Genomic DNA, 22,175 nt, shown 5'->3' with positions numbered 1-22,175 from the left:
CGAGAGAACAACCATGTGGCCAAACCGTCGACTGATCGATCTCTTCAAGACCGAATTCCCGATCGTGCTGGCGCCGATGGCTGGCGTGATGGACGCGGAGCTGGTGATCGCCGCTGCGCAAGGCGGGGGGCTCGGCTCGCTGCCGAGCGCGATGCTGTCGCCGGACAAGGCGCGCGAGCAGGTCAACATCATCCGGCAGCGCGTCTCCGCGCCGGTGAACATGAATTTCTTTTGCCACACGCCGGTCGAGCTCACGGCCCTGGCGGAGGCGCGCTGGAAGCAGCGCCTCGCGGGCTACTACCGCGAGCATGGCCTCGATCCCGCCGCACCCATCAATGCAGCAAACCGCGCGCCGTTCGACGCCGGCTTCTGCGAGGTCGTGGAGGAGCTGAAGCCGGAGATCGTCAGCTTCCATTTCGGCCTGCCCGAGGCCGCGCTGCTCAAGCGGGTCAAGGCGTCAGGGTGTCTCGTCATCTCCTCGGCGACGACGGTGAGGGAAGCGGTCTGGCTCGAGCAGCACGGCGCTGATGCGGTGATCGCACAAGGTGCGGAGGCTGGCGGCCATCGCGGCATGTTCCTGACCGACAAGATCTCGGAGCAGCCCGGCACCTTTGCGTTGGTGCCGCAGGTGGTCGATGCGGTGAAGGTCCCGGTGATTGCGGCCGGCGGCATTGCGGATGGCCGCGGCATTGCAGCCGCCTTCGCGCTCGGTGCGGCTGGCGTGCAGATCGGGAGTGCTTATCTGCGCTGTCCGGAATCCAAGGTCAGTACGGCGGCCCGTGCGGCGCTCGCCGAGGGGCGGGATGATTCCACCGTCATCACCAATGTCATGACGGGGCGGCCGGCGCGCGGCGTCCAGAACCGCCTGATGCGCGAGGCCGGCCCGATTTCGCCGGATGCGCCGCCATTTCCCCACGCCGCAACGGCGCTGGGACCGCTCAAGGCGGCAGCCGAAAAGCAGGGCAGGGTGGATTTCACCAATCTCTGGGCCGGGCAGGCGATCGCCCTGGGCCGCGAGGTCTCGGCAGCCGAATTGACCCGGGATCTCGCCAAATCGGCCCTGGCTTGCATGAAAGCTCTCGCCGGATAGGTCCCGCCGCTGGTTGCGGCGCAAAAGCGGCCTCTGCTATACGGCAGATAGGTTTTGCCGTGAGAGGCCTTATATAATGTCCGTCGACGCCGCTACCGTCCGCCGCATCGCGCATCTCGCGCGCATTGCGGTTTCCGAGGGCGAGGTTCCGCATCTGCAGGGCGAGCTCAACGCCATGCTCGCCTTTGTCGAGCAGCTCTCGGAGGTCGATGTCGAGGGTGTGGAGCCCATGACCTCGGTGACCCCGATGCAGATGAAGAAGCGGCAGGATTTGGTCAATGACGGCGAGATCGCCGACGATATCGTTGCCAACGCGCCCGCGACCGAAGGTCACTTCTTTCTTGTACCCAAGGTCGTCGAGTAATTTACATAGCGTTTTCGAGCGAAGTGGAAGCCCGTTCGCGTAAAGAAAACGCGTCAAACTAAAGAGTTTCAGGACGCTGTCCGATGTGCATGCTTTGCGACGACGAGAAGGCCTATCAGGCTTACATGAACTATCTCGACAAGATGGAGCGGCAGGGCAAGGCTGCCGACCCCAATGTCGCCGTCAATGCCGTGCTCGACGAAATCGAGGCGGCTGCGAACGCTGCCGCCAAGAAAAAAGACGACCCGGCCAACGACAAAACCCTGTCTCCGTTCTTCTGCAGCCCGATCAATAAATGACCGATTTGACATCGCTGACGCTCGCCGAGGCCCGCAAGGGCCTCGCGGCCAAGACTTTCACGTCCCTCGAGCTGACCGACGCGCATCTGAACGCGATCGAAGCCGCGCGAGTGCTCAATGCTTTCGTCATGGAGACGCCGGACCAGGCGCGGACCATGGCGCGCGAAGCGGACGCCAGGATCGGGAAGGGCGATGCGGGGCCGCTCGCCGGCATTCCGCTCGGCATCAAGGACCTGTTCGCGACCAAGGGCGTGCGCACCACCGCGTGCTCGAAAATCCTCGGCAATTTCGTGCCGACCTACGAGTCCACCATCACTTCGCAGCTGTGGCGCGACGGTGCGGTGATGCTGGGCAAGCTCAACAATGACGAATTCGCGATGGGCTCGTCGAACGAGACCTCATGCTTCGGCCCGGTCGGCAATCCCTGGCGGCGCGACGGCTCCAACGCGACGCTGGTGCCGGGCGGCTCGTCCGGCGGCTCGGCCTCCGCCGTGGCGGCTCTGCTCTGCATGGGCGCGACCGCGACCGATACCGGCGGCTCGATCCGCCAGCCGGCGGCGTTCACCGCGACCGTCGGCATCAAGCCGACCTATGGCCGTTGCTCGCGCTGGGGCATCGTCGCCTTTGCCTCCTCGCTCGACCAGGCCGGTCCGATCGCGCGCAGCACGCGCGATGCCGCGATGCTGCTGCGCTCGATGGCCGGCCACGATCCAAAGGACACGACCTCGGTCGACATGCCCGTGCCGGACTACGAGGCTGCGATCGGCAAATCTGTGAAGGGCATGAAGATCGGCATTCCCAGGGAATACCGTCTCGACGGCATGCCGGCCGAGATCGAAAAGCTTTGGGAAGCGGGCGCGGCCTGGCTGAAAGCGGCAGGCGCCGAACTCGTCGAAGTGTCACTGCCTCACACCAAATACGCGTTGCCCGCCTATTACATCGTGGCGCCGGCGGAGGCGTCCTCCAATCTCGCGCGCTACGACGGCGTACGCTACGGCCTGCGCGAGCAGGGCCGGAACATCAACGAACTCTACGAGAACACCCGCGCCGAAGGTTTTGGCGCCGAGGTGAAGCGCCGTGTCATGATCGGCACTTACGTGCTCTCGGCCGGCTATTACGACGCCTATTATTTGCGCGCCCAGAAGGTGCGCACGCTGATCAAGAAGGACTTTGAGGACTGCTTCGCCAAGGGCGTCGACGCGATCCTGACGCCGGCGACGCCGTCGGCGGCCTTCGGCATCGGCGAGAAGGGTGGCGCGGACCCCGTCGAGATGTACCTCAACGACATCTTCACGGTGACCGTGAACATGGCGGGCCTGCCGGGCATCGCGGTGCCCGCCGGCACGGACGCGCAGGGCCTGCCGCTTGGCCTGCAGCTGATCGGCCGTCCCTTCGACGAGGATACGCTGTTCTCGCTCGGCGAGGTGATCGAGCAGGCCGCCGGCCGATTCACGCCGGCGAAATGGTGGTGAAGATGGCGGCGTATATCGCCAGCCTCGACGGCGCCGCGCCGCCGCCGGATCTCAGCGCTCCGCTCGCCGCACTGTGGTGGGCCGCCAAGGGCGACTGGGATCAGGCGCACAAGATCGTCCAGGACGAGAGCGGCCGCGAGGCCGCCTGGGTGCACGCCTATCTGCACCGGGTCGAGGGCGACCTCGGCAATGCCGGCTATTGGTACCGCCAGGCGGGCCAGCCCGTGGCCAAGGATTCGCTTGAAGCAGAATGGCAGCGCATCGCCGATACGCTGGGTGGGAGTGCATCCGCATGAGCGAGCCTGATTTCAGGGGCCCGAAGGCGAAGCCGGAGGATTTGTTCGGCCGTTTTCGCGAGATCGTTTCCGATCCGCTCAACCTCCTGATCGAACGCGTCCCGATGGCAGGCCTCGTCGAAGGCGATCAGGTCTATCTGCATAACGGCTTGAAGGTTCCGGGCATCGGACCCGGAGCCTATTACGGCCCTTTCAGCAGCGTCCTCATCATCAATCGCGGCGTCCACGAGCCGCTGGAAGAATATGTCTTCCAGGAATTGCTGAAGCGGCTCGGCGAGGCGCCCTCGATGATCGAGCTCGGCGCCTATTGGGGCCACTATTCGATGTGGCTCAAGAAGGCGCGGCCCAAGGCAGAGGTCGTCTTGGTCGAGCCGGATCCCGCTTGCCTGAAGACCGGTCAGGATAATTTCGCGCGCAACGGACTGCGCGCCGAGTTCGTCAAGGCCTTCGTCGGCAAGGGCAAATTCGAGGTCGATGCCTTCTTCAGGGACAGGAAGATCAAGCATCTCGACATCTTGCATGCCGATATCCAGGCCTTCGAGGTCGAGATGCTGCAGGGCGCGGAGAGCGTGCTTGCGAAGCGCCGTGTCGATTATCTCTTCATCGCAACCCATTCGCAGGCCCTCCATCAAGAGGTCGTCGATCGTCTCAAGGCGCACGGCTATCGCGTCGAGATCTCCAGCGATTTCGAGGAGCAGAGCACGTCGTTCGAGGGCTTCGTGTTCGCCTCCTCGCCGGAGGTCGACGCGCTGTTCGGAGAGATCGAGGTGATGGGCCGCCGCGAGATCGCGCTGCGCCAGCCGGCCGATGTGCTTCGGTCGCTCAACGGGCTTCTCGAAGCCGGTGAAGCGCGAGCGGCCAAGGGACCAATAAAGGAACCAGTCAAGCCATGAACGCACCTGCCACACCCCACAAGCTTCTCAAGGGCTCAACCGGTGACTGGGAGATGGTCATCGGCCTGGAGGTCCACGCTCAGGTGACGTCGAACGCGAAGCTGTTCTCCGGTGCCTCCACCGCCTTCGGCGGCGAGCCAAACACGCATGTGTCGCTGGTCGACGCCGCGATGCCGGGCATGCTGCCCGTCATCAACGCGGAATGCGTCAGGCAGGCTGTCCGAACCGGGCTCGGGTTGAACGCGCAGATCAATCTGCGCTCGGTGTTCGACCGTAAGAACTATTTCTATCCGGACTCGCCGCAGGGCTACCAGATCAGCCAGTACAAGTCGCCGATCGTGGGCGAGGGCGAGGTCGTGGTCGAACTGGACGGCGGCAAGACCGCCACGATCGGCATCGAGCGGCTGCATCTGGAGCAGGACGCCGGCAAGTTGCTGCACGATCAGTCGCCGACAATGTCCTATGTCGACCTCAACCGCTGCGGCGTGGCGCTGATGGAGATCGTGTCGAAGCCCGACATCCGCGATGCCGAGCAGGCCAAGGCCTATGTGACCAAGCTGCGCTCGATCCTGCGCTATCTCGGCACCTGCGACGGCGACATGGAGAAGGGATCCCTGCGCGCCGACGTCAACGTCTCCGTGCGCAGGCCGGGCGCGCCGCTCGGCACCCGCTGCGAGATCAAGAACATGAACTCGATCACCTTCATCGGGCAGGCGATCGAGTACGAGGCCCGGCGCCAGATCGAAATCCTCGAGGACGGCGGCGCGATCGACCAGGAGACCCGGCTCTACGATCCCAACAAGGGCGAGACGCGGTCGATGCGGTCCAAGGAGGAGGCGCACGACTATCGCTACTTCCCCGATCCCGACCTGCTGCCGCTGGAGTTCTCGCAAAGCTTCGTCGACGAGCTGAAGGCTGAGCTGCCCGAGCTGCCGGACCAGAAGAAGACGCGCTTCGTCGCGGATCTCGGCCTGTCGGCCTACGACGCCAGCGTGCTGGTCGCTGAGCGCGAGAGCGCGGTGTTCTACGAGACCGTGCTGGAGAAGCTCGCCAACCGCGCGCGCGACGGCAAGGTCGCAGCGAACTGGGTTATCAACGAGCTGTTCGGTCGTCTCAACAAGGAAGGCCGGGATATTACGGACTCTCCGGTCGATGCGGGGCAGCTCTCAGGGATCATCGACCTGATCGGCGAGGGTACGATCTCCGGCAAGATCGCCAAGGATCTGTTCGAGATCGTCTGGCAGGAGGGCGGCGATCCCCGCGCGCTGGTCGAAAGCCGCGGCATGAAGCAGGTCACGGATCTTTCGGCGATCGAAAAGGTTGTCGACGACATCATCGCGGCCAATCCCGACAAGGCGGCGCAGGTCAAGGACAAGCCGCAATCACTCGGCTGGTTCGTCGGCCAGGTGATGAAGGCGTCCGGCGGCAAGGCCAATCCGCAGAGCGTCAACGATCTGCTCAAGTCCAAGCTCGGCATCTGACCTCGCACCTTCGAACGAGGTGACGGACAGGCGTCGTCACCTCGCTTTCGGTTCGCGATGCGACGCTCGCGCGCATCCTCTGCGACGAACTTCATCCCGATCGAACGCGGTACGCCGACCGAATCGCCGTCACGCGATTCGCGCAAAACGGCGACTTGCACACGCTCCGACGAGCGCTCGCGCCGTTAATCATGAAAATATTTTCGTTGCCAAAAGTCGCGACTCAGAGTCCGCGAAGCGCCTTCGCGAGGCGCTCGCGCGATCGGCAGGATGCATCATTGCAACGACCGCGCGCGATGGATGCGTGCAAGAAAATACTTTCTGCATAGTGTTTTTCTGCAATCGCATCTCTCGCAAAGGTCGATGCTGCGGGCACTCTCCGCGATCGCAAGCGCAACTCATGCAGACCGCTTGCATCGCGTTCGCCAAGCGCAGGCGCGTTGCGTCGTCAACACTTCTTTAAGCGAGACGCTGTTTTTTTCGTTGTGTTGGTGTATTCGGGATGAGTGTGCACTCGATCCCCGACTGCATGCAGCGATTAAGCCATCTCAAACATCGGAGGGCAACATGGCCAAGAAAGCTAAGAAGGCGAAGAAGGCGAAGAAGGCGAAGTCCGCAGTGAAGAAGACTGCGAAGAAGACCCGCAAGGTCGCCAAGAAGAAGTAACTTCGCTTTTTGAAGTTGCCGGCTCCTAGAGAGCCGGCACGTCATCAGCGCCTTCTCGAAGGTTCTGGTCGACGATAGAGGGTGTCGGCGAGACATCAGGTCAACGGTCGGATCGTTCTCTTTCGTGGGTTCGCTCGCCAAAGGCCGGTCCGGCAGAAGAAACAAGTTTTCTTCGTTCGTGCGGTTCTCCGTAAGGGGCTCCGCAATTTCACAAGTGGCCTTCGGGCCAACGTGGAAGCTGGTCCTGACGTGTTCGCCGACGCCCTCGTTCTCTTGAGGCCGGGGTATTGCCGGCATTCCCATATCCCGACATTGCTGATCTGACCGCGACGTCGCTGTTATGCCTTGAGCAGGCAGGGCTATCGCATATGAGGTCTCAGCGGCGCCTGAGCGAGCGCCTCGTCCTTCGAGACGACCGCTTCGCGGTCTCCCCGGGATGAGGCTCAGCTATCTGCGTTGAAATGCTGCCGCAGATTCATCCCTCATCCTGAGGGCCCGCCGCAGGCGGGCGTCTCGAAGAATGGCCGCAGTCGAGCTTCCAGCCATATGTGTCTTCATATCCGCGCCCTGCTTGGGCGGGGAGGCTGCGGCGCAACTGCTCGCTGTTCGCGCGCCGCTTCTCCATTCGACCTGTCATCGCCGGGCTCCGACCCGGCGATCCAGTTCGCCGCGGCTCCTCATGAGACAGTTGCTGTCCCTGGAGTACGGTGACGACAGCGGGCGGGGACGCCGCAGGACGCGCGTCGCCGTGCGTGATGGTTATCGTTCTCCCAAAATCCCAAGGTAAACCGAATCTGACGAATTGCAGATGTGCCTGCAAAACAAGGACTTCTTGCATTTGTGGCACGCGTCTGGCGCGGACGCGTTTACGTCTGCTTCATCGCGATACTTAAACTGCCATTCAAATTTTCCCGCCATCATTACCTCCAACAAGCCGGCAAACGGCATGGGCAAAAAAGTCTCGGCAAAGAGTCTTGGGGATGAGTTGAACAGTTGATCGGACGGGAGCCGCGCTCGGGGGACGAGGCGGCATAAGAAAAAAGGGGATGCGTTATGTTTCAGGGTACTTTCGATCTGGAGACCGCGACGCCGATCGACGCAGGCGCGCTGTCGGACGTGCTGTTCGAGCGCGGCCTCTATTGGGCGAGCGGACGCTCCGGTCTCGTCGATCTCGTCGCCGCGCACAAATGGTTCAACCTCGCCGCGCTCAAGGGCCGCAAGGACGCCGTGACGCTGCGCCAGGAAGTCGCCGGGCAGATGTCGGAGGCCGATATCTCGGCCGCGCAGCGCGAGGCGAGGGCGTGGGTCTCCGCCCACTGAGCGGAGAATCACGTTCCCGGCTTCGCAGGTGAAAGCTGATCTTCGCTGAGTCAGGTTCCCTCGTGGTCCGCCAACCGGATTCGGAGCGGCATGAGGCCACCGTCGCGTGTCAGGTGAAGGAACGCGCAGATCTCTGATTCTGCCGCGGAGTGGCGGAGAGGGAGGGATTCGAACCCTCGATACAGCTTGAGACCGTATGACGCTTTAGCAAAGCGTTGCCTTCAGCCACTCGGCCACCTCTCCGGTGCGAGCCTTATGCATCTAATTACTTGGGCTGGTCAATTTGGAAGCGTGTGTTTTTGCTCGAATATTCCCAGCGAATTCCCAAACCAAGCGGTTTGCTCCCGGGGCGAGAACGTAACGCCGCGATAACAGAGGCAAAGCCGGAGGTTCTGGCGCCTGTACTGTGAGTGGTTATGGCGCGGATGAAAGCTGCCTTCATCTACATAAATGATTGATTTTACTAGCAGATTTTAGAGGGAGGGCTGACCCGGGAACGCCTGCCTTCGCCGCCGGCTCTAACCAGCGATTGATTTGCAAGTGATTGATTTGGTTGTCGCTTTCCGCGATTCGCCACAAACCATGCAGCCGTGGTCGCCCTCAGATCGGCCGACAGGGTCCCGTGTCAGCCTGCGGGACAGGCGCTCTTGCAAAGATGAACCTGTGCAATTGGGACAATCTGGACGAACAGATCGGCCGGTTGACGGCAGCGATACGGCTCGGGAAGGCCAATAGCTCTCCCTTTGCTTTGCTGTCCCTGACCGATTCTCCCGATGATCAGCTCATCTGCGCCAGGACTTGGGTGAGGGCAAAGCTCCCGCATGTCTCCAAAACGAGGTCGGGGGGTGAAATCCGTCGGCACGACAAGATTCGGGTCGGATATGTTTCACCTGATTTTCGCAAGCATCCGGTCGGGTACCTCACCGCCGGGATCTTCGAGAGTCACGATCCCGACCGCTTCGAGACCTATGCGTTTTCAATCGGTCCTGACGACAACAGCGATCTGCGCAAGCGGCTCGAAAAGTCATTTCATCGCTTTGTCGATTGCGAGCACAAGCTCGACGGTGACGTCCTGAAAGCGATCGACGATGCGCAGATCAATATTCTTGTCGATCTTGCAGGCCATACGCACAATGCCAGGCTGTCGTTGTTCGCGTCCAGTCCGGCTCCGATCGTCGTCAGCTATCTTGGGTTCGCGGGAACGTTGGGGAGCAGGGAGCTCTTCGATTACATCATTGCCGATCACATCGTGCTGCCAGATCAAAACCGCCAATTCTTCGACGAGAAGGCCGTTCGTTTGCCCGGCAGCTTCATGCCGCGTGATAATCACGTCGGGACAATCGACGGTGCTGCGCCCAATCGGGCCGATCACGATTTGCGGCAGGAATGGACCGTGTTTTGCTGCTTCAACAATGCCTACAAGATCAATCCGACTGTCTTTGACTCCTGGATGAATATCTTGAAGGGCGTGGACCAGTCGATCTTGTGGCTGTCCGACGTGGGCGAGATCGCAAAATCGAATCTGCGGAAGGAAGCCAAAATTCGCGGCGTCGATCCGGATCGCCTGGTGTTTGCAAGGCGCGTTGCGTCTTCATCCGAACATCTGGCGCGCCATCGCCTCGCCGACCTCTTCCTCGACACGCTGCCCTACAACGCACATACGACGGCCAGCGATGCGTTGTGGGCTGGTCTGCCGGTGGTGACTCATATCGGGAACAGTTTCGCCGGCCGCGTGGCGGCGAGCTTGCTGAGCGCGGTCGGCCTGCCTGAGCTGATCACGCGAACGCGTGCGGATTATGAAGCACTCGCGATCGAGCTGGCGCTTGATAAACAGAAGCTGGCGGATATTCGCGGAAGGTTGCAAGGGAGCCACCTGACCGCATCACTGTTTGATGCGGCGCTCTACGCAAGGCGGCTGGAGACGGCTTACGAGGCTATGTATCAACGACATCAGGCAGGCTTGCCGCCGGATCATATCGACGTTCAAGCGCGCTGATGAGGACGACCGTCGCGGCCGCTTGCTAGTCCAGGCCAGCCAATTCCCGAAGGGTTGGGCCGCGCCGAGTCCCTGGTTGATTCCACGATTCGGACGCCTCCGATCAACAGTGGACCGCCTCCGCGAATGTCGGAGCCCGCGCCGGAACTTTTGACGGCAAATGGAACCTGTCAAAAAAGCATAATAGATTCAATGTGTTGCAGGGCCGCTTCGATCACATCTGCGTGTTATTTGTGCAACACCCGTCGGAAAACACGCTTCATCGGCTCGTTCTGCAGCGTTCTGTTGTTGTGTGTGCAAGGGCGTTCGGTAATTGTGACTGAGCGACGGAGGGGGGCATCCCGAGGTCGTCCCGTCTTAGGTGGTTCGCTTAAGTAGACCATCGATACGAGGATGCGTTGATTTCCAACGTCTTTTCGCGGGTAGCTCAAACGGCTTTGTACGAAGATTTGTACGGGGCTTCAACTTGGAGGTTTAACATGAAGTTCAAGGGCCTTTTGCTCGGTTCCGCGGCAGCGCTGCTCGCCGTTGGAGGAGCACAAGCGGCTGATCTTCCCGTAAAGGCCAAAGCGGTCGAGTACGTGAAGATTTGTTCGCTCTACGGAGCGGGTTTCTACTACATCCCCGGCACCGACACCTGCATCAAGCTGGGTGGTTATCTGCGCGCTGAAGTCGCGATCAACACGAACTCGGACTATAGCGGTCAGTTCACCGGCAATAACGGTTCCCGCAACCGTCTGACGAACTACTACACCATGCGCGCTCGTGAAGATTTCAACATCGACACGCGCACCGCGACCGAGTACGGCGTCGTCCGTACCTTCTTCGACGGCGTGTTCTCCTGGACGACCGGTAACTACAACGGCACCGGTAGCGCCACGGGCGGCACCGCCTACAGCAGCACGCTGGCCCTCAACACCTCGGGTGCGGCCCCGGCGCTCGTTGGTGGGTCGATTAACGGAAACGACGGCGGCACCTCGGGCGGCTCGCTCGGCGTGTACTACGCCTTCATCCAGTTCGCTGGCTTCACCATGGGTAAGGCCGTGTCGCAGTTCGACGCGCCCTGGACCAACTATCCCGGCAATAACTACGACGGTCTCGTGGGCGGCGGCGGCACCGTTACCGGTGTCAACCAGTTCTCCTACACGGCTGACTTCGGCCAGGGCATCACGGCAGCGTTCTCGGCTGAAGATAGGGCGGCCTACTATGACGCCGGCAACCTGAACATGACCGGCGCGTCTGCGGCTGGCATTCTTGGTGGTTCGTATGGCACCAACGCCATCGGCGGCACCCGCTCGCCGAACCTCGTCGCTATGATGCGTGTCGACCAGGCTTGGGGTCTCTTCCAGGCGTCGGTGGCTGCGCATGACAACCACGTTGCCTACTACGGCGCGACCGAACCCACCGGTCATCCCGATGACAAGTGGGGTTGGGCGGCTCAGCTCGCTCTGTCGATCAAGAACATCCCGACCGGTGCGGGTGACGTGATCAACGTTCAGGGTGTCTACACCGACGGTGCGACCCGCTACAACTTCCAGAACCTCGCGGGCAGCAGCTACTCGATGTTCGGAGGCTCGAATGTTGCCTACGGCAGCGTCGGCTTCGCCAATGCTCCTGACACGGTGTACGTGACCGGCTCGTCGCAGGAAACCGTCAAGACCTGGGGCTTCCGTGGCGCCTACACCCACAACTGGGATCCCTACTGGAACACCGCGATTTACGGTGCTTACGGTCAGGCCCAGTTTGGCTCCCTGGCTAAGGACACGATCTGCGGTGCTGGCGGCAAGTTCGCTGTCGGTGTCGTCGCGGGCGTGACTGGTTGCAACCCCGACTTCGCGATCGAACAGGCGGGTATCATCACTCGCTGGACCCCGGTCAAGAACCTGACGTTCTCGGCTGACCTCACGTGGACCCGCGTTGACCAGAAGTATTCCGGTATCGTTAGCACTCTCGCTCCGTCCGGGACGACTGCCAAGCCGGTTGCAAGCTACGAGCTGAAGGATCAGGACACTGTGACCCTGCTCCTCCGCGCTCAGCGCAACTGGTAACGTTCGGTCTTACGACCTGACCTCCAAGAGCCCTCGGCGGGAAACTGCCGAGGGTTTTCTCTGTTCTGTCGACATGGCGAAGTTTATGGCTCGTGCTTCAACGGATCACCCTCGACGACCGGACGTGGTCGAACAAATGGTTCGGGTGCTGAGGTCATTGAATTGCTTGATCTCGGATGTTCAGGCCATTTGGGCGAGCGCGTTGAAGCTGAGCGTGCCTCAGTGGAACATTCTGGTCACCATCGCGGATGCCGACGATAAAGGGATTCCGGTCAAGGCTGTCGCCGAAGCATTACGGGTGAATTCTTCGTTCATTGTGCATCAAACAAGGCCACTGGAAGACCTTGGGTTCATTGAAAGGACAGGTTCGAGCACTGACAAGAGGGTCGTCTATCTTTCAGCCACGCCAAAGGCGCGACGGGAACTCGCCAAATTGGCTGAGAGCAGGGCGGCTGTAAGTGCTTCTATCAAAGAGGAACTGGGGGAGGCCGCCGCACTGCACACTATAGAATTATTGAAGGACCTCGACCGTTGTTTCCTCCGCTGCCGACTAAGGTTGCAGATCGAGGATTAAGGGGTTCTACTCTTCCCGCTTGGCGCCAGGAACCCAAGCCTTTGCCGACCTGCAGGGCTCCAAGTTCATGAGAGGTTTGACCGGAGCAGAGCCGGTCGATAGGGCGGGTAGGGATCATCATCTGGTTCATCGGGAATCGTGCACGAGCCGAATTCCAACCTGATCCGCTCGATCTCCGCGATACGCTCGTGCAGCCGCTGCAGGTGCTCCGGGGATTTCGCCCGCCAAAATCGGAACGTCTCAGCCGTGAGAGGCACGAACGCTGTTCCGAATAGCGTCGGTTCAGGAACGATAGTCTGTCCAAGCAGCAAAAACCTATCCGCGCCGGACACGACGAGGGTGGCGTAACCGCGGTTTCCGATTCTCCTGATGCCCTTCAGGGACCATTCGCTGAGTCTGCTGAAGTAGGGCTCCTCGCGCCAGCGGTTGAGGCAGTGATCATCCACGGTGACGTTGACCGCATCCTGGCTAAAATGCACGATGATGCCCGATTTCGCGGGAAACCAATCGTCGTCAAGATGACCTTGGAGCCAAGCGCAAACGAAGGAGCGGCACATCTGCGGTCGGCGGTCGTAGATTGTGCATCCCGTGCCTGCGTGCCAATGCCTGCAGAGCTGATTCACAGGCTTCTCGGCGGCCGCCACCTCAAGGATATCGCAGCAGGCGTTGCACGATCCGCATTGACGATTAGGCGGCCCTGCTTCGGGCAGTACGGTAGCCCTAAAGCCTTGGCCTTCGCGGACCAGAAGCTTCTGCTTCTCCAGCGCATTCAACGCACGTTCGATTTTGAGACGAGAGAGGCCGGTGGCCTCCTTCACGCCCTTCATCGTCACCGCGCCTGCTTCTACCGCACGGATGACGCTCAACAATGACTGCTCCATCTTTGTTGTACTTAAGCCCGTAGTTGGAACATCCGGTGCCGCGCGGCGCGAACACTACCCGCAAAAGCGTGTTCGGTAAATCCTGGAATGGCTTCTAAGCCAAACCGACCAATGCTCAATCATAGCCTCGACCAAAAGTCTCTTTGAGCTTGTCGTTGAATCCTTTGGTATCGCCATATCGATCAACGAACTTGGCGGCCTCCGAAGTGTACCCGCCCTGTTTCACGCAGTCATCATACAGCGCTAGAATCTCGTCGGTCAGCTTCCGCGCAGCTTCGGCGTCTCGCTCAGCCACCCATGGCGTCGGAAGCGCCCGACGGAGCGAGGCCCGCAGGCTGTAGCCGTCAACGTCGTCATATGGATGGTCAAGCTGCCTCCGCCACTCGTTCACCGCGAAGATGTGCTTCTGGTAAGCGTCCTTGGTCGCTTGATCGTCTGGGTGTTGCCTCATCTGATCTGCGTAGTCGCGTTCGCGAACATGGACGTAGCGATCCATCGTTTGGAGAAAGCTGTGGTACAGGTCGAGCCCGATCAGACGTACCAGCGGGCGCGCGATTTCCTTTCTTGAGCTGCTGCCGGTTTGATGGACACCCGGTTAAGCTAATCCTACCTTGCGCTCGAACTCAACAGGGCTGAGGTATCCGATCGTCGAGTGACGGCGGACGGCATTGTAGAACCGCTCGATGTAGTCGAACACATCCGCTCTTGCCTCGTTCCTGGTGCGATAGGTCTTGCGCTCTGTGCGCTCTGTCTTCAACGACGAGAAGAAGCTCTCCATCGCCGCGTTGTCCCAGACGTTGCCGGACTGGCTCATGCTGCAAACGATACCGCTGTCGGCCATCAGGCGCTGAAACTGTTCGCTGACGTATTGGCTGCCGCGATCGGAGTGATGCATCAGGGCGTCCGGCTTGCCGCGCCGCCAGACGGCCATCAGCAGTGCGTCCGCAACCAGCTGGGCTGTCATGCTTGTGCTCATCGACCAGCCGACCACCCGTCGCGAGAACAGATCGATCACGGCCGACACGTAGAGCCAGCCCTCGGCGGTCCAGATGTAGGTGAAGTCGGCGATCCACTTCTGGTTCGGCCGCTCGGCCACAAACTGACGATCCAGAAGGTTCGCCGGCACGTTCGCGATCTGGCGGTCGCCCTCGTCTTTCGGCAGGCGCCGGCGGCGTGGCCGCGCCCGCAAGGCCTGCAGGCGCATCAGCCGCTCGATCCGATGCAGACCGCACTCGACGCCGTCTGCCAGAAGGTCTCTCCAGACGCGCCGGGCCCCGTAGGTCCGGTCGCTGGCAAGGAAGCTTGCCTTGACCTGCTGGCCGACCTTCTCGTCGCTTCGGGATCTGGCGCTGGGCGATCGGTTCAGCCAGGCATGGAAGCCCGATCGCGATACGCCCATTGCTTCGCACAGCCATGCCACCGGCCAGATGGTCCGGTGCTTCGCGATGAAGACGAACTTCATGTCGCTTCCTTCGCGAAGTAGGCAGCGGCCTTTTTTAGGATATCCCGCTCCGCCTTCAGCTTGGTGACCTCGCGCCGTAGCCGCTCGATCTCCAACTGCTCAGGCTTCATCTGCCCGTGGCCAGGGAAAGCCTGCTGAGAATCCGAGCCGAACTCCTTCACCCATTTGCGCAGCACGTTCTCATGGACGCCCAGGTCTCGGCCCGCTTGCGCCACCGACACCCCGCGTTCCCTGACAAGCTTGACCGCCTCGACCTTGAACTCTCGGCTGAACTTCCGTCTCTGCATGACCACCTCCGGCTTGATAAAACACCCAATCTCGGTGTCCATCAAACCGGCAGCAGCTCATGGCGACCTGGTCGAAGCTGCTGCGGGAGAGGGGACTCTCTGCGTTGCACGCTGTCCCAGACCGAGGCGCGCGGTTCTGACCGCCGTTGACGAACGCGGACCTGTGAACCCCGCCACCCAGCGTTCATCCAGAAGGGATCGCCGCCTTCATCTTCGAGCCGCCGGGCAACGGAGAACTCGCCAATCTGACGCGACCCTGCGCTCCAAAGAGCTTGGCAGCCCGCAAGCTTCTGGCGGTCTCCAGGATTCTGGCAGCCCCCAACTGGCGTGTCGAGAAAGCCCGACTGACGAACGCACCCCAGCTCTTCCTGGGTGGCTCAAGTCCCGGCGACGATGGCGCTCGCCACCAAGGGGCTTCCCGGCAGCGAGTCGAGGAGGATGACCGCTATTCCACGCTGCCGGCGCCGCGGCGCAAATCGGCTTCGATCTGCAACCGCGTGCCACCGCCGAAGCGGGCGCGGTAGACCTGAAGGTTCTCCATGATCCGCTGCACGTAGTTGCGTGTCTCGGAGAACGGGATCAACTCGACCCAGTCGACCGCGTCGACCTTGGGGTCGCGCGGATCGCCGTAGCGATCGACCCACTTCTTCACGCTGCCGCGGCCGGCATTGTAGGCGGCGAAGGTCATGATGTAGGAGCCGCGATAGTCCTCGAGCAACCCACCGAGTTCGGCCGAGCCGAGCGTGGCGTTGTAGGCCGAATCGTTCTTCAGGCGCCCCAGATCGTAGGTCCCGCCGTGCCGCTTGCAGACATAGCGCGCGGCGTCCGGCGTCACCTGCATCAGCCCATAGGCCTGCGCCGGCGAGACGACCGAGGGATTGAAGGCGCTCTCCTGCCGCGCGATGGCATAGATGATGCTGCGCTCGACCTCGGGGCCGATCGGCGTGAATTGCGGAATGCCGTTGACGGGATAGGCGTAGAAATCGAACGGCAGCCCGCGATTGAGCGCGGCCTTGCCGAGCAGCAGCATGCCGCGCGCGTCGCTGTAGCGCTGGGTGAGATCGCCGAGGCCGGCAAGCGCTTCGGGATCGCCGTTCTCGCCCATGTCGGCGAGAACAGGCACCGCCATCTCACGCTCGTCGAGCTCGTAGAGCAGCTGCGCGGCGCGCACGATCTCCAGCCGTTCGGCACCGCGGCTGCGCGGCTGAGCGTTGAGTTCGATCTGCGGCAGGCCGAGCTTGGCGCGTGCGAGCTGGCCGTAATAGCTGGTGGATTGCTCGGCTGCCCGCGCGTAGGCATTGCGCGCCTCCTGCTGGCGGCCTGCAGCTTCCGCGGCGCGGCCCTGCCAATAGCCGGCGCGCGCCAGCGTGGTCGGATTGACGCTGCCGATCCCGATGCGGGCAAAATGCTGCGTGGCGGCCGCGGGATCGTTGAGGAAGCGCAGCGCGATCCAGCCGGCCGTGAACTCCTGCTCGGTCTTGTAGATGTCGCGCGAGGGCAGGGCCGCATCGCGCGCGATCAGATAGGCGCTGCGGAATTCCTCGGTGTCGATCATCTTGCGCGCCAGGAGGCGCCGCTCGATCCACCATTCGTCGAGATTGTAGAGCCGGCCCGGATCCTTCGGTGCCGACAGCATGAGCTGGGCGGCTTCCGCAAATTTCTCCTCGCGGCGCAGCAGTTGGATCTTGCTGAAGACGAAGCCGGGATCGCCGTGCAGCTCGCGCGGCACGGCTTCGAGCAGCGCACGCGCGTTCGGCGCTTTCTTGAGGGAGGCGATGCGGGCCTTGGCGAGTGCGACATAGCCGGCCCCGAGGCGCTTCGCAGCACGCAATGCGGCCTCGTTCTCGCTGCCGTAGAGCAGCGTGTCCATCCGCGCCTTCTGATCGCCGGGCGTCAGCAGCGCGCCGAACTGGTCGAGTGCGTTGTTCTCGGTGTCTTCCGACATCGGGTCGCTGCGCCAGGCATCGCGCACCAGACGTTCGGCGTTGGCGCGGTCGCCGCGCGCCAGCATCGCCTTGGCGAGCGTGAAGCGGCCCTTGGCGGACACGGGGGATTCGTTCTCGAACCACGACCACGCGACCTGGTCGTCGCGCCGGTCGTCCCACATCGCGGCCTCCAGGCGCCGGCGCAGGAAGGTCTGCGACGGCCAGCTCGGATTGGCGGACAGGAAGGCGCGGTAGCGCTCCACAGTCGCGCCATTGTCCTCGCTGCGCAGGATGATCCATTCCGAGAGTTTTCGCGCGACGGGATCGGAGATCGTGCCCGCGGCGTTGGTGGCGTCGCCCGCCTTGCGCTTGCGCACCAGCTCGATCACGGTCTCCAGCGTGTCCTTGTCGGCTTGTGACGTCGAGGAGGTCGCAGCAACCGCAGCCGGTGTGACCGGCTTGCGCGGGGCGGCATGCTGGCGGGTCGCCGGAGCCAGGACAGGAGCCGCGACGGGCTTGGCCGGGGCAGGCGCCGTCGGTCTGACGATGGCCGTCGCAGCCGGTGCGGGGGCCGTCTTCGGGACCGAGCCGCCAGCGGTCGGCTGAGATTTCGGCGCGGGAGCCGTAGGCTTCAGCTTGTCCTTCGCCGGTTCCCTGCCTGCGTTCTTGCCAGCGTCCTTAGTAGTATCCTTGGCAGGCTTCTTCGCGGCATCCTTCGCCGGGCTCGGGGGGACTCCCTTGCCCGCTCCCTTCGCAGCGTCTTTGGTGGCGCCGCTCCCTTTATCCGTCCCCTTATCCGTCCCCTTGGCCGATCCTTTGGCAGGTCCCTTCGCGGTGTCCTTGGCGGCGGGCTTCGCGGCTTCCTTCGCGGTTTCCTTGGCGGTCTCCGCGGTTGTCTCATTGGATTTGGCCCAGGCGGCGCAGCCGGCCGAGAGCCCTGCCATCAGGCACACGACCAGACCGGTGGATCGCCATGCGGCGTGCGGAAAAGAGATCACGGCGTTTCGTCGCCCCGAATCAGTCAATTGGCTCAAGACCTAGCTGTACAAGATCTGGCTGTATTTGATTGAATATGCGGACAAAATACCAACAGCCGCTTACCGTGGCCGGGTTTGCACCACCACCGCGGCAAAATCGCGGCCTAAATGGTGGGTCACGCGGAGGCGGGTCTTTTACCGGCGGGATAGACCCGATATGAATGCGGCTTGCGCTCAAGATTGCCGCGTACGGAGGAAGTCCATGGCAGCCAAGACGAAATTCCGGGGATCTTTCACCGCCTTGGTCACGCCGTTCAAGAACGGCTCGCTGGACGAGGCGGCGTTTCGCTCCCTGGTCAACTGGCAGATTTCAGAGGGCACCAACGGCCTGGTCCCGGTCGGCACCACCGGGGAGAGCCCGACGCTGAGCCATGACGAGCACAAGAAGGTCGTCGAATGGTGCATCGAGGAAGCGAAAGGCCGCGTGCCTGTCGTCGCCGGCGCCGGCTCCAACTCGACCAAGGAGGCGATCGAGCTCGCCCAGCACGCCGAGAAGGCGGGCGCGAACGCGGTTCTGGTCGTGACGCCCTATTACAACAAGCCGACCCAGGAAGGCATGTACCAGCACTTCAAGGCGATCAACGACGCGATCGGGATTCCGATCATCATCTACAACATCCCGCCGCGCTCGGTGATCGACATGTCGGTCGACACCATGGCGCGGCTGTGGGAGCTGAAGAACATCGCCGGCGTCAAGGACGCCACCGCCAGCATGGTCCGCGTCTCGCAGCAGCGCGCGGCGATGGGCGAGGACTTCAACCAGCTCTCGGGCGAGGATGCGACCATCCTCGGTTACATGGCCCATGGCGGCCATGGCTGCATCTCGGTGACCTCGAACGTCGCGCCGCGGCTGTGCTCGGAGTTCCAGGCCGCCTGGGCGAAGGGCGATCATGCCACCGCGCTGAAGCTGCACGACAAGCTGATGCCGCTGCACAACAACCTCTTCATCGAGAGCAATCCGGCGCCGATCAAGTACGCGCTGTCGCTGCTCGGGAAGCTGGACGAGACGCTGCGGCTGCCGATGGTGCCGGTCACCGAGCCGACCCGCGTTGCCGTGCGCAGCGCGATGGTTCATGCTGGCCTCATCAACTGAGGCGCTAGCCGATCGGGGGAGCTTTTCATGGCGATCGAGGAAAGAGGCACGCGGATGCTCAGGGAGTTCCGCGAGTTCGCCATGAAGGGCAACGTCGTCGATCTCGCGGTCGGCGTCATCATCGGCGCGGCCTTCGGCGCCATCGTCACATCGCTGGTCGGCGACGTGATCATGCCGATCATCGGTGCGGCCACCGGCGGCCTCGACTTCTCGAACTACTTCACGCCGCTTTCGAGCAAGGTCACCGCCGCAAATCTCGCGGACGCCAAAAAGCAGGGTGCCGTCTTGGCTTGGGGCAGCTTCCTCACGCTGACGATCAATTTCATCATCATTGCCTTCGTGCTGTTCCTGGTGATCCGTGCCATGAACAAGTTGAAGCGCAAGGACGAGGCGGAGCCTGCCGCTCCGCCAAAGCCTTCGGCCGAGGTCGAGCTGCTGACCGAGATCCGCGATCTCCTCAAGAAGTCTTGACGCGCGCGCTTCATCCAAACTGTTAGCGTCCTCGCGCATCTCGATCAGGTTTGTCTTCCATGGCCGACAAGAACGAACGTCCGATCAAGGTCATGGCGGAAAATCGCAAGGCCCGCTTCAACTATGCGATCGAGGATACGATTGAGGTCGGCATTGCGTTGACCGGCACCGAGGTCAAGTCGATCCGCAACGGCAAGAGCACGATCGCGGAATCCTACGCCGATTCCAAGAACGGCGAGATCTGGCTGATCAACGCCACCATTCCGGAATATCTCCAGGGCAACCGCTTCAATCACGAGCCCAAGCGGCCGCGAAAACTGCTGCTGCATCGCAAGCAGATCAACAAGCTGATGGGTGCGGTCGACCGCGAAGGCATGACGCTGATCCCGCTCAAGCTTTACTTCAACGAGCGTGGTCGCGCCAAATTGCAGCTCGCGGTTGCAAAGGGCAAGAAGCTGCACGACAAGCGCGAGTCCGAGAAGAAGCGCGACTGGAGCCGGGAGAAGGGCCGCCTGATGCGGGCGAGGGGATAGCGGGATGACTCAGAGAAACCTGCTCGAGGTCGATTGGACCCGGATTCCCGCACCTGCGGATGACGGTGGCGCCGCGCACCTGAAAGGCATGACGCTGCCGCCGGTCAGCCTGCTCGCCACCGATGACACGTCAGTCGCGCTGTCGGCGCTGCGTGGCCGGACCGTGGTGTTCGCCTATCCGCGCACCGGCGAGCCCGGCAAGATCGCGCTGGTCGACGATTGGGACATGATCCCGGGCGCGCGCGGTTGCACGCCGCAGACCTGCGCGTTTCGCGATCTGTTCGCCGAGTTGAAGGCCGCCGGCGCCGCGCAGGTGTTCGGCCTCTCGACCCAAAGCAACGCGTACCAGACCGAAATGGCCTCGCGGCTGCATCTGCCGTTCCCGGTGCTCTCGGACGAGAAGCTGGCGCTCACGCACGCCCTGAATTTGCCGACAATGGAGGTCGCGGGCCTGACGCTGATCAAGCGCCTCGCGCTGATCGTCGACGACGCCACGATCACGCATGTGTTCTATCCGGTGTTTCCGCCCGACCGGAACGCCGGCGATGTCCTGGACTGGCTGAAGGCCAATCCGGCCAAGGGCCTGTCTAAGGATTAGTCGAGGTCGGCCTTCACCTTCGCGAACACGGAGCGGAACATGTCCGGCGTCAGCACGCGGGTGTTCGTGTTGTAGCGGGAGCAGTGATAGCTGTCGTAGAGCCTGAATGCGCCGGCCTGATGCACGGCGCCGTGGCCGAAGGGGGCTTGCGATCCCTTCAGGTTCAGCGGCTTGAGTACGGTGTCGTGCGCAATGCGCCCGAGGGCGACGATCGCGCGCAGGTTCGGCATCGTTGCGAGATTCGCCGCGAGAAACTGCCGGCAGGTGTTGATCTCGACCGGCAGCGGCTTGTTCTGCGGCGGCACGCAATGCACCGCATTGGCGATCCGACAGTCGACCAGCTTCAGGCCGTCGTCGGGACGCGCCTGATATTGGCCCTTGGCGAAGCCGTATTCGAGTAGCGTGGCGTAGAGCAGATCGCCGGCATAATCGCCGGTGAAGGGACGGCCGGTGCGGTTGGCGCCCTGCATCCCCGGCGCAAGGCCGACGATCAGCAGGCGCGCCTTGATGTCGCCGAAAGGCGCAACCGGTGCATTGTGCCACAAGGGCTCGCGCGCGCGGTTCGCCTCGCGAAAGGCGACTAGGCGCGGACAGAGCGGACAGTCACGGTCGGGGACGAGGCTGAGAGGCTGGCGGCTTGACCGGGCCGCCTCACTCCTCGAAGTCGTCATCGCCCCTCGCCGGCGCCATCGTGGTCGCGCGCTGGAGGAACTGCGGGGCGTGGTGGCGCGCCTCGCGATCGCCGCGGTCACGCGGGGCGGGGCGTTCGGACGGGTCGCGGCCGAGCTTGGACTGCAGCTCGACGAGGTCGGTGAAGACGTCGGCCTGGCGGCGCAACTCGTCGGCGATCATCGGCGGCTGGCTGGCGATCGTGGAAATCACGGTGACCCGCACGCCGCGGCGCTGGACGGCTTCGACCAGGGAGCGGAAGTCGCCGTCACCCGAGAACAGCACCATCTGGTCGATGTGCTCGGCGAGCTCCATGGCGTTCACGGCGAGCTCGATGTCCATGTTGCCTTTGACCTTGCGGCGGCCGGAGGCGTCGATGAACTCCTTGGTCGCCTTGGTGACGACGGTGTAGCCGTTGTAGTCGAGCCAGTCGATCAGCGGCCGGATCGAAGAGTACTCCTGATCCTCGATGATGGCGGTGTAGTAGAACGCCCTCAGCAGCGTCCCGCGGCTCTGAAACTCCTTCAGCAGGCGCTTGTAATCGATGTCGAAGCCCAGAGTTTTCGCCGTAGCGTAGAGATTGGCTCCATCGATGAAGAGCGCGATCTTGTCGGAAGAGGAAGGTGACATTCAGTTTGCTCGCGTAGAGTTCGTGATTGATCGTTTATTGTTGGCGCGGCGACAGCAAGCCGCGCACTTCTAAAGTCCCGCCGAAACCCG

The 22,175-nt window shown here is 62.4% G+C and carries 21 protein-coding genes and 1 tRNA gene; 15 read left to right on the top strand and 7 right to left on the bottom strand.

Annotated features, from left to right (window positions below):
• The first annotated feature begins 13 nt into the window (after positions 1-13).
• From C7G41_RS19860 to C7G41_RS19810, 8 genes are all read left to right on the top strand, one after another.
• The gene (locus C7G41_RS19860; RefSeq protein WP_106944150.1) at positions 14-1,090 is read left to right on the top strand and encodes a nitronate monooxygenase family protein; all 1,077 of its coding nucleotides are present in this window, start codon (positions 14-16) and stop codon (positions 1,088-1,090) included.
• Positions 1,091-1,166: 76 nt separating this feature from the next.
• Positions 1,167-1,454: an Asp-tRNA(Asn)/Glu-tRNA(Gln) amidotransferase subunit GatC gene (gatC, locus tag C7G41_RS19855; RefSeq protein WP_106944149.1), complete on the top strand. Its 288-nt coding sequence runs from the start codon at positions 1,167-1,169 to the stop codon at positions 1,452-1,454.
• A gap of 83 nt (positions 1,455-1,537) precedes the next feature.
• Complete coding sequence (locus tag C7G41_RS19850; RefSeq protein WP_014494728.1) at positions 1,538-1,753, top strand: hypothetical protein; 216 nt, start codon at positions 1,538-1,540, stop codon at positions 1,751-1,753.
• Entirely contained in the window at positions 1,750-3,225 is a 1,476-nt protein-coding gene (gatA, locus tag C7G41_RS19845) for an Asp-tRNA(Asn)/Glu-tRNA(Gln) amidotransferase subunit GatA (RefSeq protein ID WP_106944148.1), read from the top strand. Before C7G41_RS19850 ends, gatA begins: the two co-directional genes overlap by 4 nt.
• The gene (locus C7G41_RS19840; RefSeq protein WP_106944147.1) at positions 3,216-3,521 is read left to right on the top strand and encodes a hypothetical protein; all 306 of its coding nucleotides are present in this window, start codon (positions 3,216-3,218) and stop codon (positions 3,519-3,521) included. Before gatA ends, C7G41_RS19840 begins: the two co-directional genes overlap by 10 nt.
• Positions 3,518-4,414, top strand: a complete 897-nt coding sequence (locus tag C7G41_RS19835; protein ID WP_106944146.1) for an FkbM family methyltransferase — start codon at positions 3,518-3,520, stop codon at positions 4,412-4,414. The genes C7G41_RS19840 and C7G41_RS19835 overlap by 4 nt, the downstream gene beginning before the upstream one ends.
• Positions 4,411-5,895: an Asp-tRNA(Asn)/Glu-tRNA(Gln) amidotransferase subunit GatB gene (gene gatB / locus C7G41_RS19830; protein WP_106944145.1), complete on the top strand. Its 1,485-nt coding sequence runs from the start codon at positions 4,411-4,413 to the stop codon at positions 5,893-5,895. Before C7G41_RS19835 ends, gatB begins: the two co-directional genes overlap by 4 nt.
• Before the next feature lie 1,719 nt (positions 5,896-7,614).
• Complete coding sequence (locus C7G41_RS19810) at positions 7,615-7,881, top strand: hypothetical protein (RefSeq protein WP_106944143.1); 267 nt, start codon at positions 7,615-7,617, stop codon at positions 7,879-7,881.
• Positions 7,882-8,031: 150 nt separating this feature from the next.
• On the opposite strand, the gene C7G41_RS19805 is transcribed toward C7G41_RS19810, so the two are convergent.
• Positions 8,032-8,124 (bottom strand) — tRNA-Ser (locus C7G41_RS19805).
• A 412-nt stretch (positions 8,125-8,536) separates the two neighbouring features.
• Here C7G41_RS19805 and C7G41_RS19800 point away from each other — a divergent pair.
• From C7G41_RS19800 to C7G41_RS19785, 3 genes are all read left to right on the top strand, one after another.
• Positions 8,537-9,877, top strand: a complete 1,341-nt coding sequence (locus C7G41_RS19800) for a hypothetical protein (protein ID WP_106944142.1) — start codon at positions 8,537-8,539, stop codon at positions 9,875-9,877.
• A gap of 479 nt (positions 9,878-10,356) precedes the next feature.
• Positions 10,357-11,925, top strand: a complete 1,569-nt coding sequence (locus C7G41_RS19790) for a porin (protein ID WP_106944141.1) — start codon at positions 10,357-10,359, stop codon at positions 11,923-11,925.
• Between the two features lie 124 nt (positions 11,926-12,049).
• Positions 12,050-12,499, top strand: coding sequence for a MarR family winged helix-turn-helix transcriptional regulator (locus tag C7G41_RS19785; protein WP_158268020.1), 450 nt, complete (start codon positions 12,050-12,052; stop codon positions 12,497-12,499).
• Positions 12,500-12,564: 65 nt separating this feature from the next.
• Here C7G41_RS19785 and C7G41_RS19780 read toward each other — a convergent pair whose 3' ends face one another.
• From C7G41_RS19780 to C7G41_RS19765, 4 genes are all read right to left on the bottom strand, one after another.
• Positions 12,565-13,380 (bottom strand): zinc/iron-chelating domain-containing protein, encoded by an 816-nt coding sequence (locus C7G41_RS19780; protein ID WP_106944139.1) that lies wholly within the window; start codon positions 13,378-13,380, stop codon positions 12,565-12,567.
• A 115-nt stretch (positions 13,381-13,495) separates the two neighbouring features.
• The gene (locus tag C7G41_RS19775) at positions 13,496-13,876 is read right to left on the bottom strand and encodes a hypothetical protein (protein ID WP_106944138.1); all 381 of its coding nucleotides are present in this window, start codon (positions 13,874-13,876) and stop codon (positions 13,496-13,498) included.
• A 99-nt stretch (positions 13,877-13,975) separates the two neighbouring features.
• A protein-coding gene (locus tag C7G41_RS19770; RefSeq protein ID WP_106944357.1) for an IS3 family transposase occupies positions 13,976-15,129 on the bottom strand; the annotation gives its coding sequence in 2 pieces (ribosomal slippage) (positions 13,976-14,880 and positions 14,880-15,129; 1,155 coding nt in all).
• A 445-nt stretch (positions 15,130-15,574) separates the two neighbouring features.
• Positions 15,575-17,998 (bottom strand): lytic transglycosylase domain-containing protein, encoded by a 2,424-nt coding sequence (locus tag C7G41_RS19765; protein ID WP_199198510.1) that lies wholly within the window; start codon positions 17,996-17,998, stop codon positions 15,575-15,577.
• A 295-nt stretch (positions 17,999-18,293) separates the two neighbouring features.
• On the opposite strand from C7G41_RS19765, the gene dapA reads away from it, so the two are divergent.
• Genes dapA through C7G41_RS19745 form a run of 4 tightly spaced genes read left to right on the top strand, consistent with a single transcriptional unit; the run spans position 18,294 to position 20,786 of the window.
• On the top strand, positions 18,294-19,184 hold the full coding sequence (dapA, locus tag C7G41_RS19760; protein ID WP_007603384.1) for a 4-hydroxy-tetrahydrodipicolinate synthase: 891 nt from the start codon (positions 18,294-18,296) through the stop codon (positions 19,182-19,184).
• Positions 19,185-19,238: 54 nt separating this feature from the next.
• Positions 19,239-19,655: a large conductance mechanosensitive channel protein MscL gene (gene mscL / locus C7G41_RS19755; RefSeq protein WP_199198509.1), complete on the top strand. Its 417-nt coding sequence runs from the start codon at positions 19,239-19,241 to the stop codon at positions 19,653-19,655.
• A 59-nt stretch (positions 19,656-19,714) separates the two neighbouring features.
• A complete protein-coding gene (gene smpB / locus C7G41_RS19750; RefSeq protein WP_027518360.1) occupies positions 19,715-20,188 on the top strand; it encodes an SsrA-binding protein SmpB in 474 nt (157 codons plus the stop codon).
• Between the two features lie 4 nt (positions 20,189-20,192).
• Complete coding sequence (locus C7G41_RS19745; RefSeq protein ID WP_106944135.1) at positions 20,193-20,786, top strand: peroxiredoxin; 594 nt, start codon at positions 20,193-20,195, stop codon at positions 20,784-20,786.
• Here the strand turns inward: C7G41_RS19745 and C7G41_RS19740 are convergent.
• Together C7G41_RS19740 and C7G41_RS19735 are read right to left on the bottom strand one after the other, a co-directional pair.
• Positions 20,783-21,457, bottom strand: coding sequence for a uracil-DNA glycosylase (locus C7G41_RS19740; protein ID WP_106944134.1), 675 nt, complete (start codon positions 21,455-21,457; stop codon positions 20,783-20,785). The two genes, C7G41_RS19745 and C7G41_RS19740, sit on opposite strands and share 4 nt — an antisense overlap.
• Positions 21,438-22,085 (bottom strand): NYN domain-containing protein, encoded by a 648-nt coding sequence (locus C7G41_RS19735; protein ID WP_106944133.1) that lies wholly within the window; start codon positions 22,083-22,085, stop codon positions 21,438-21,440. The genes C7G41_RS19740 and C7G41_RS19735 overlap by 20 nt, the downstream gene beginning before the upstream one ends.
• Between the last annotated feature and the right edge of the window lie 90 nt (positions 22,086-22,175).

Source organism: Bradyrhizobium sp. MOS002, assembly GCF_003020115.1.
GTDB lineage: Bacteria > Pseudomonadota > Alphaproteobacteria > Rhizobiales > Xanthobacteraceae > Bradyrhizobium.
The sequence above is the reverse complement of the archived record's forward strand: the minus strand, read 5'-3'. Positions and strand labels throughout refer to the sequence as shown.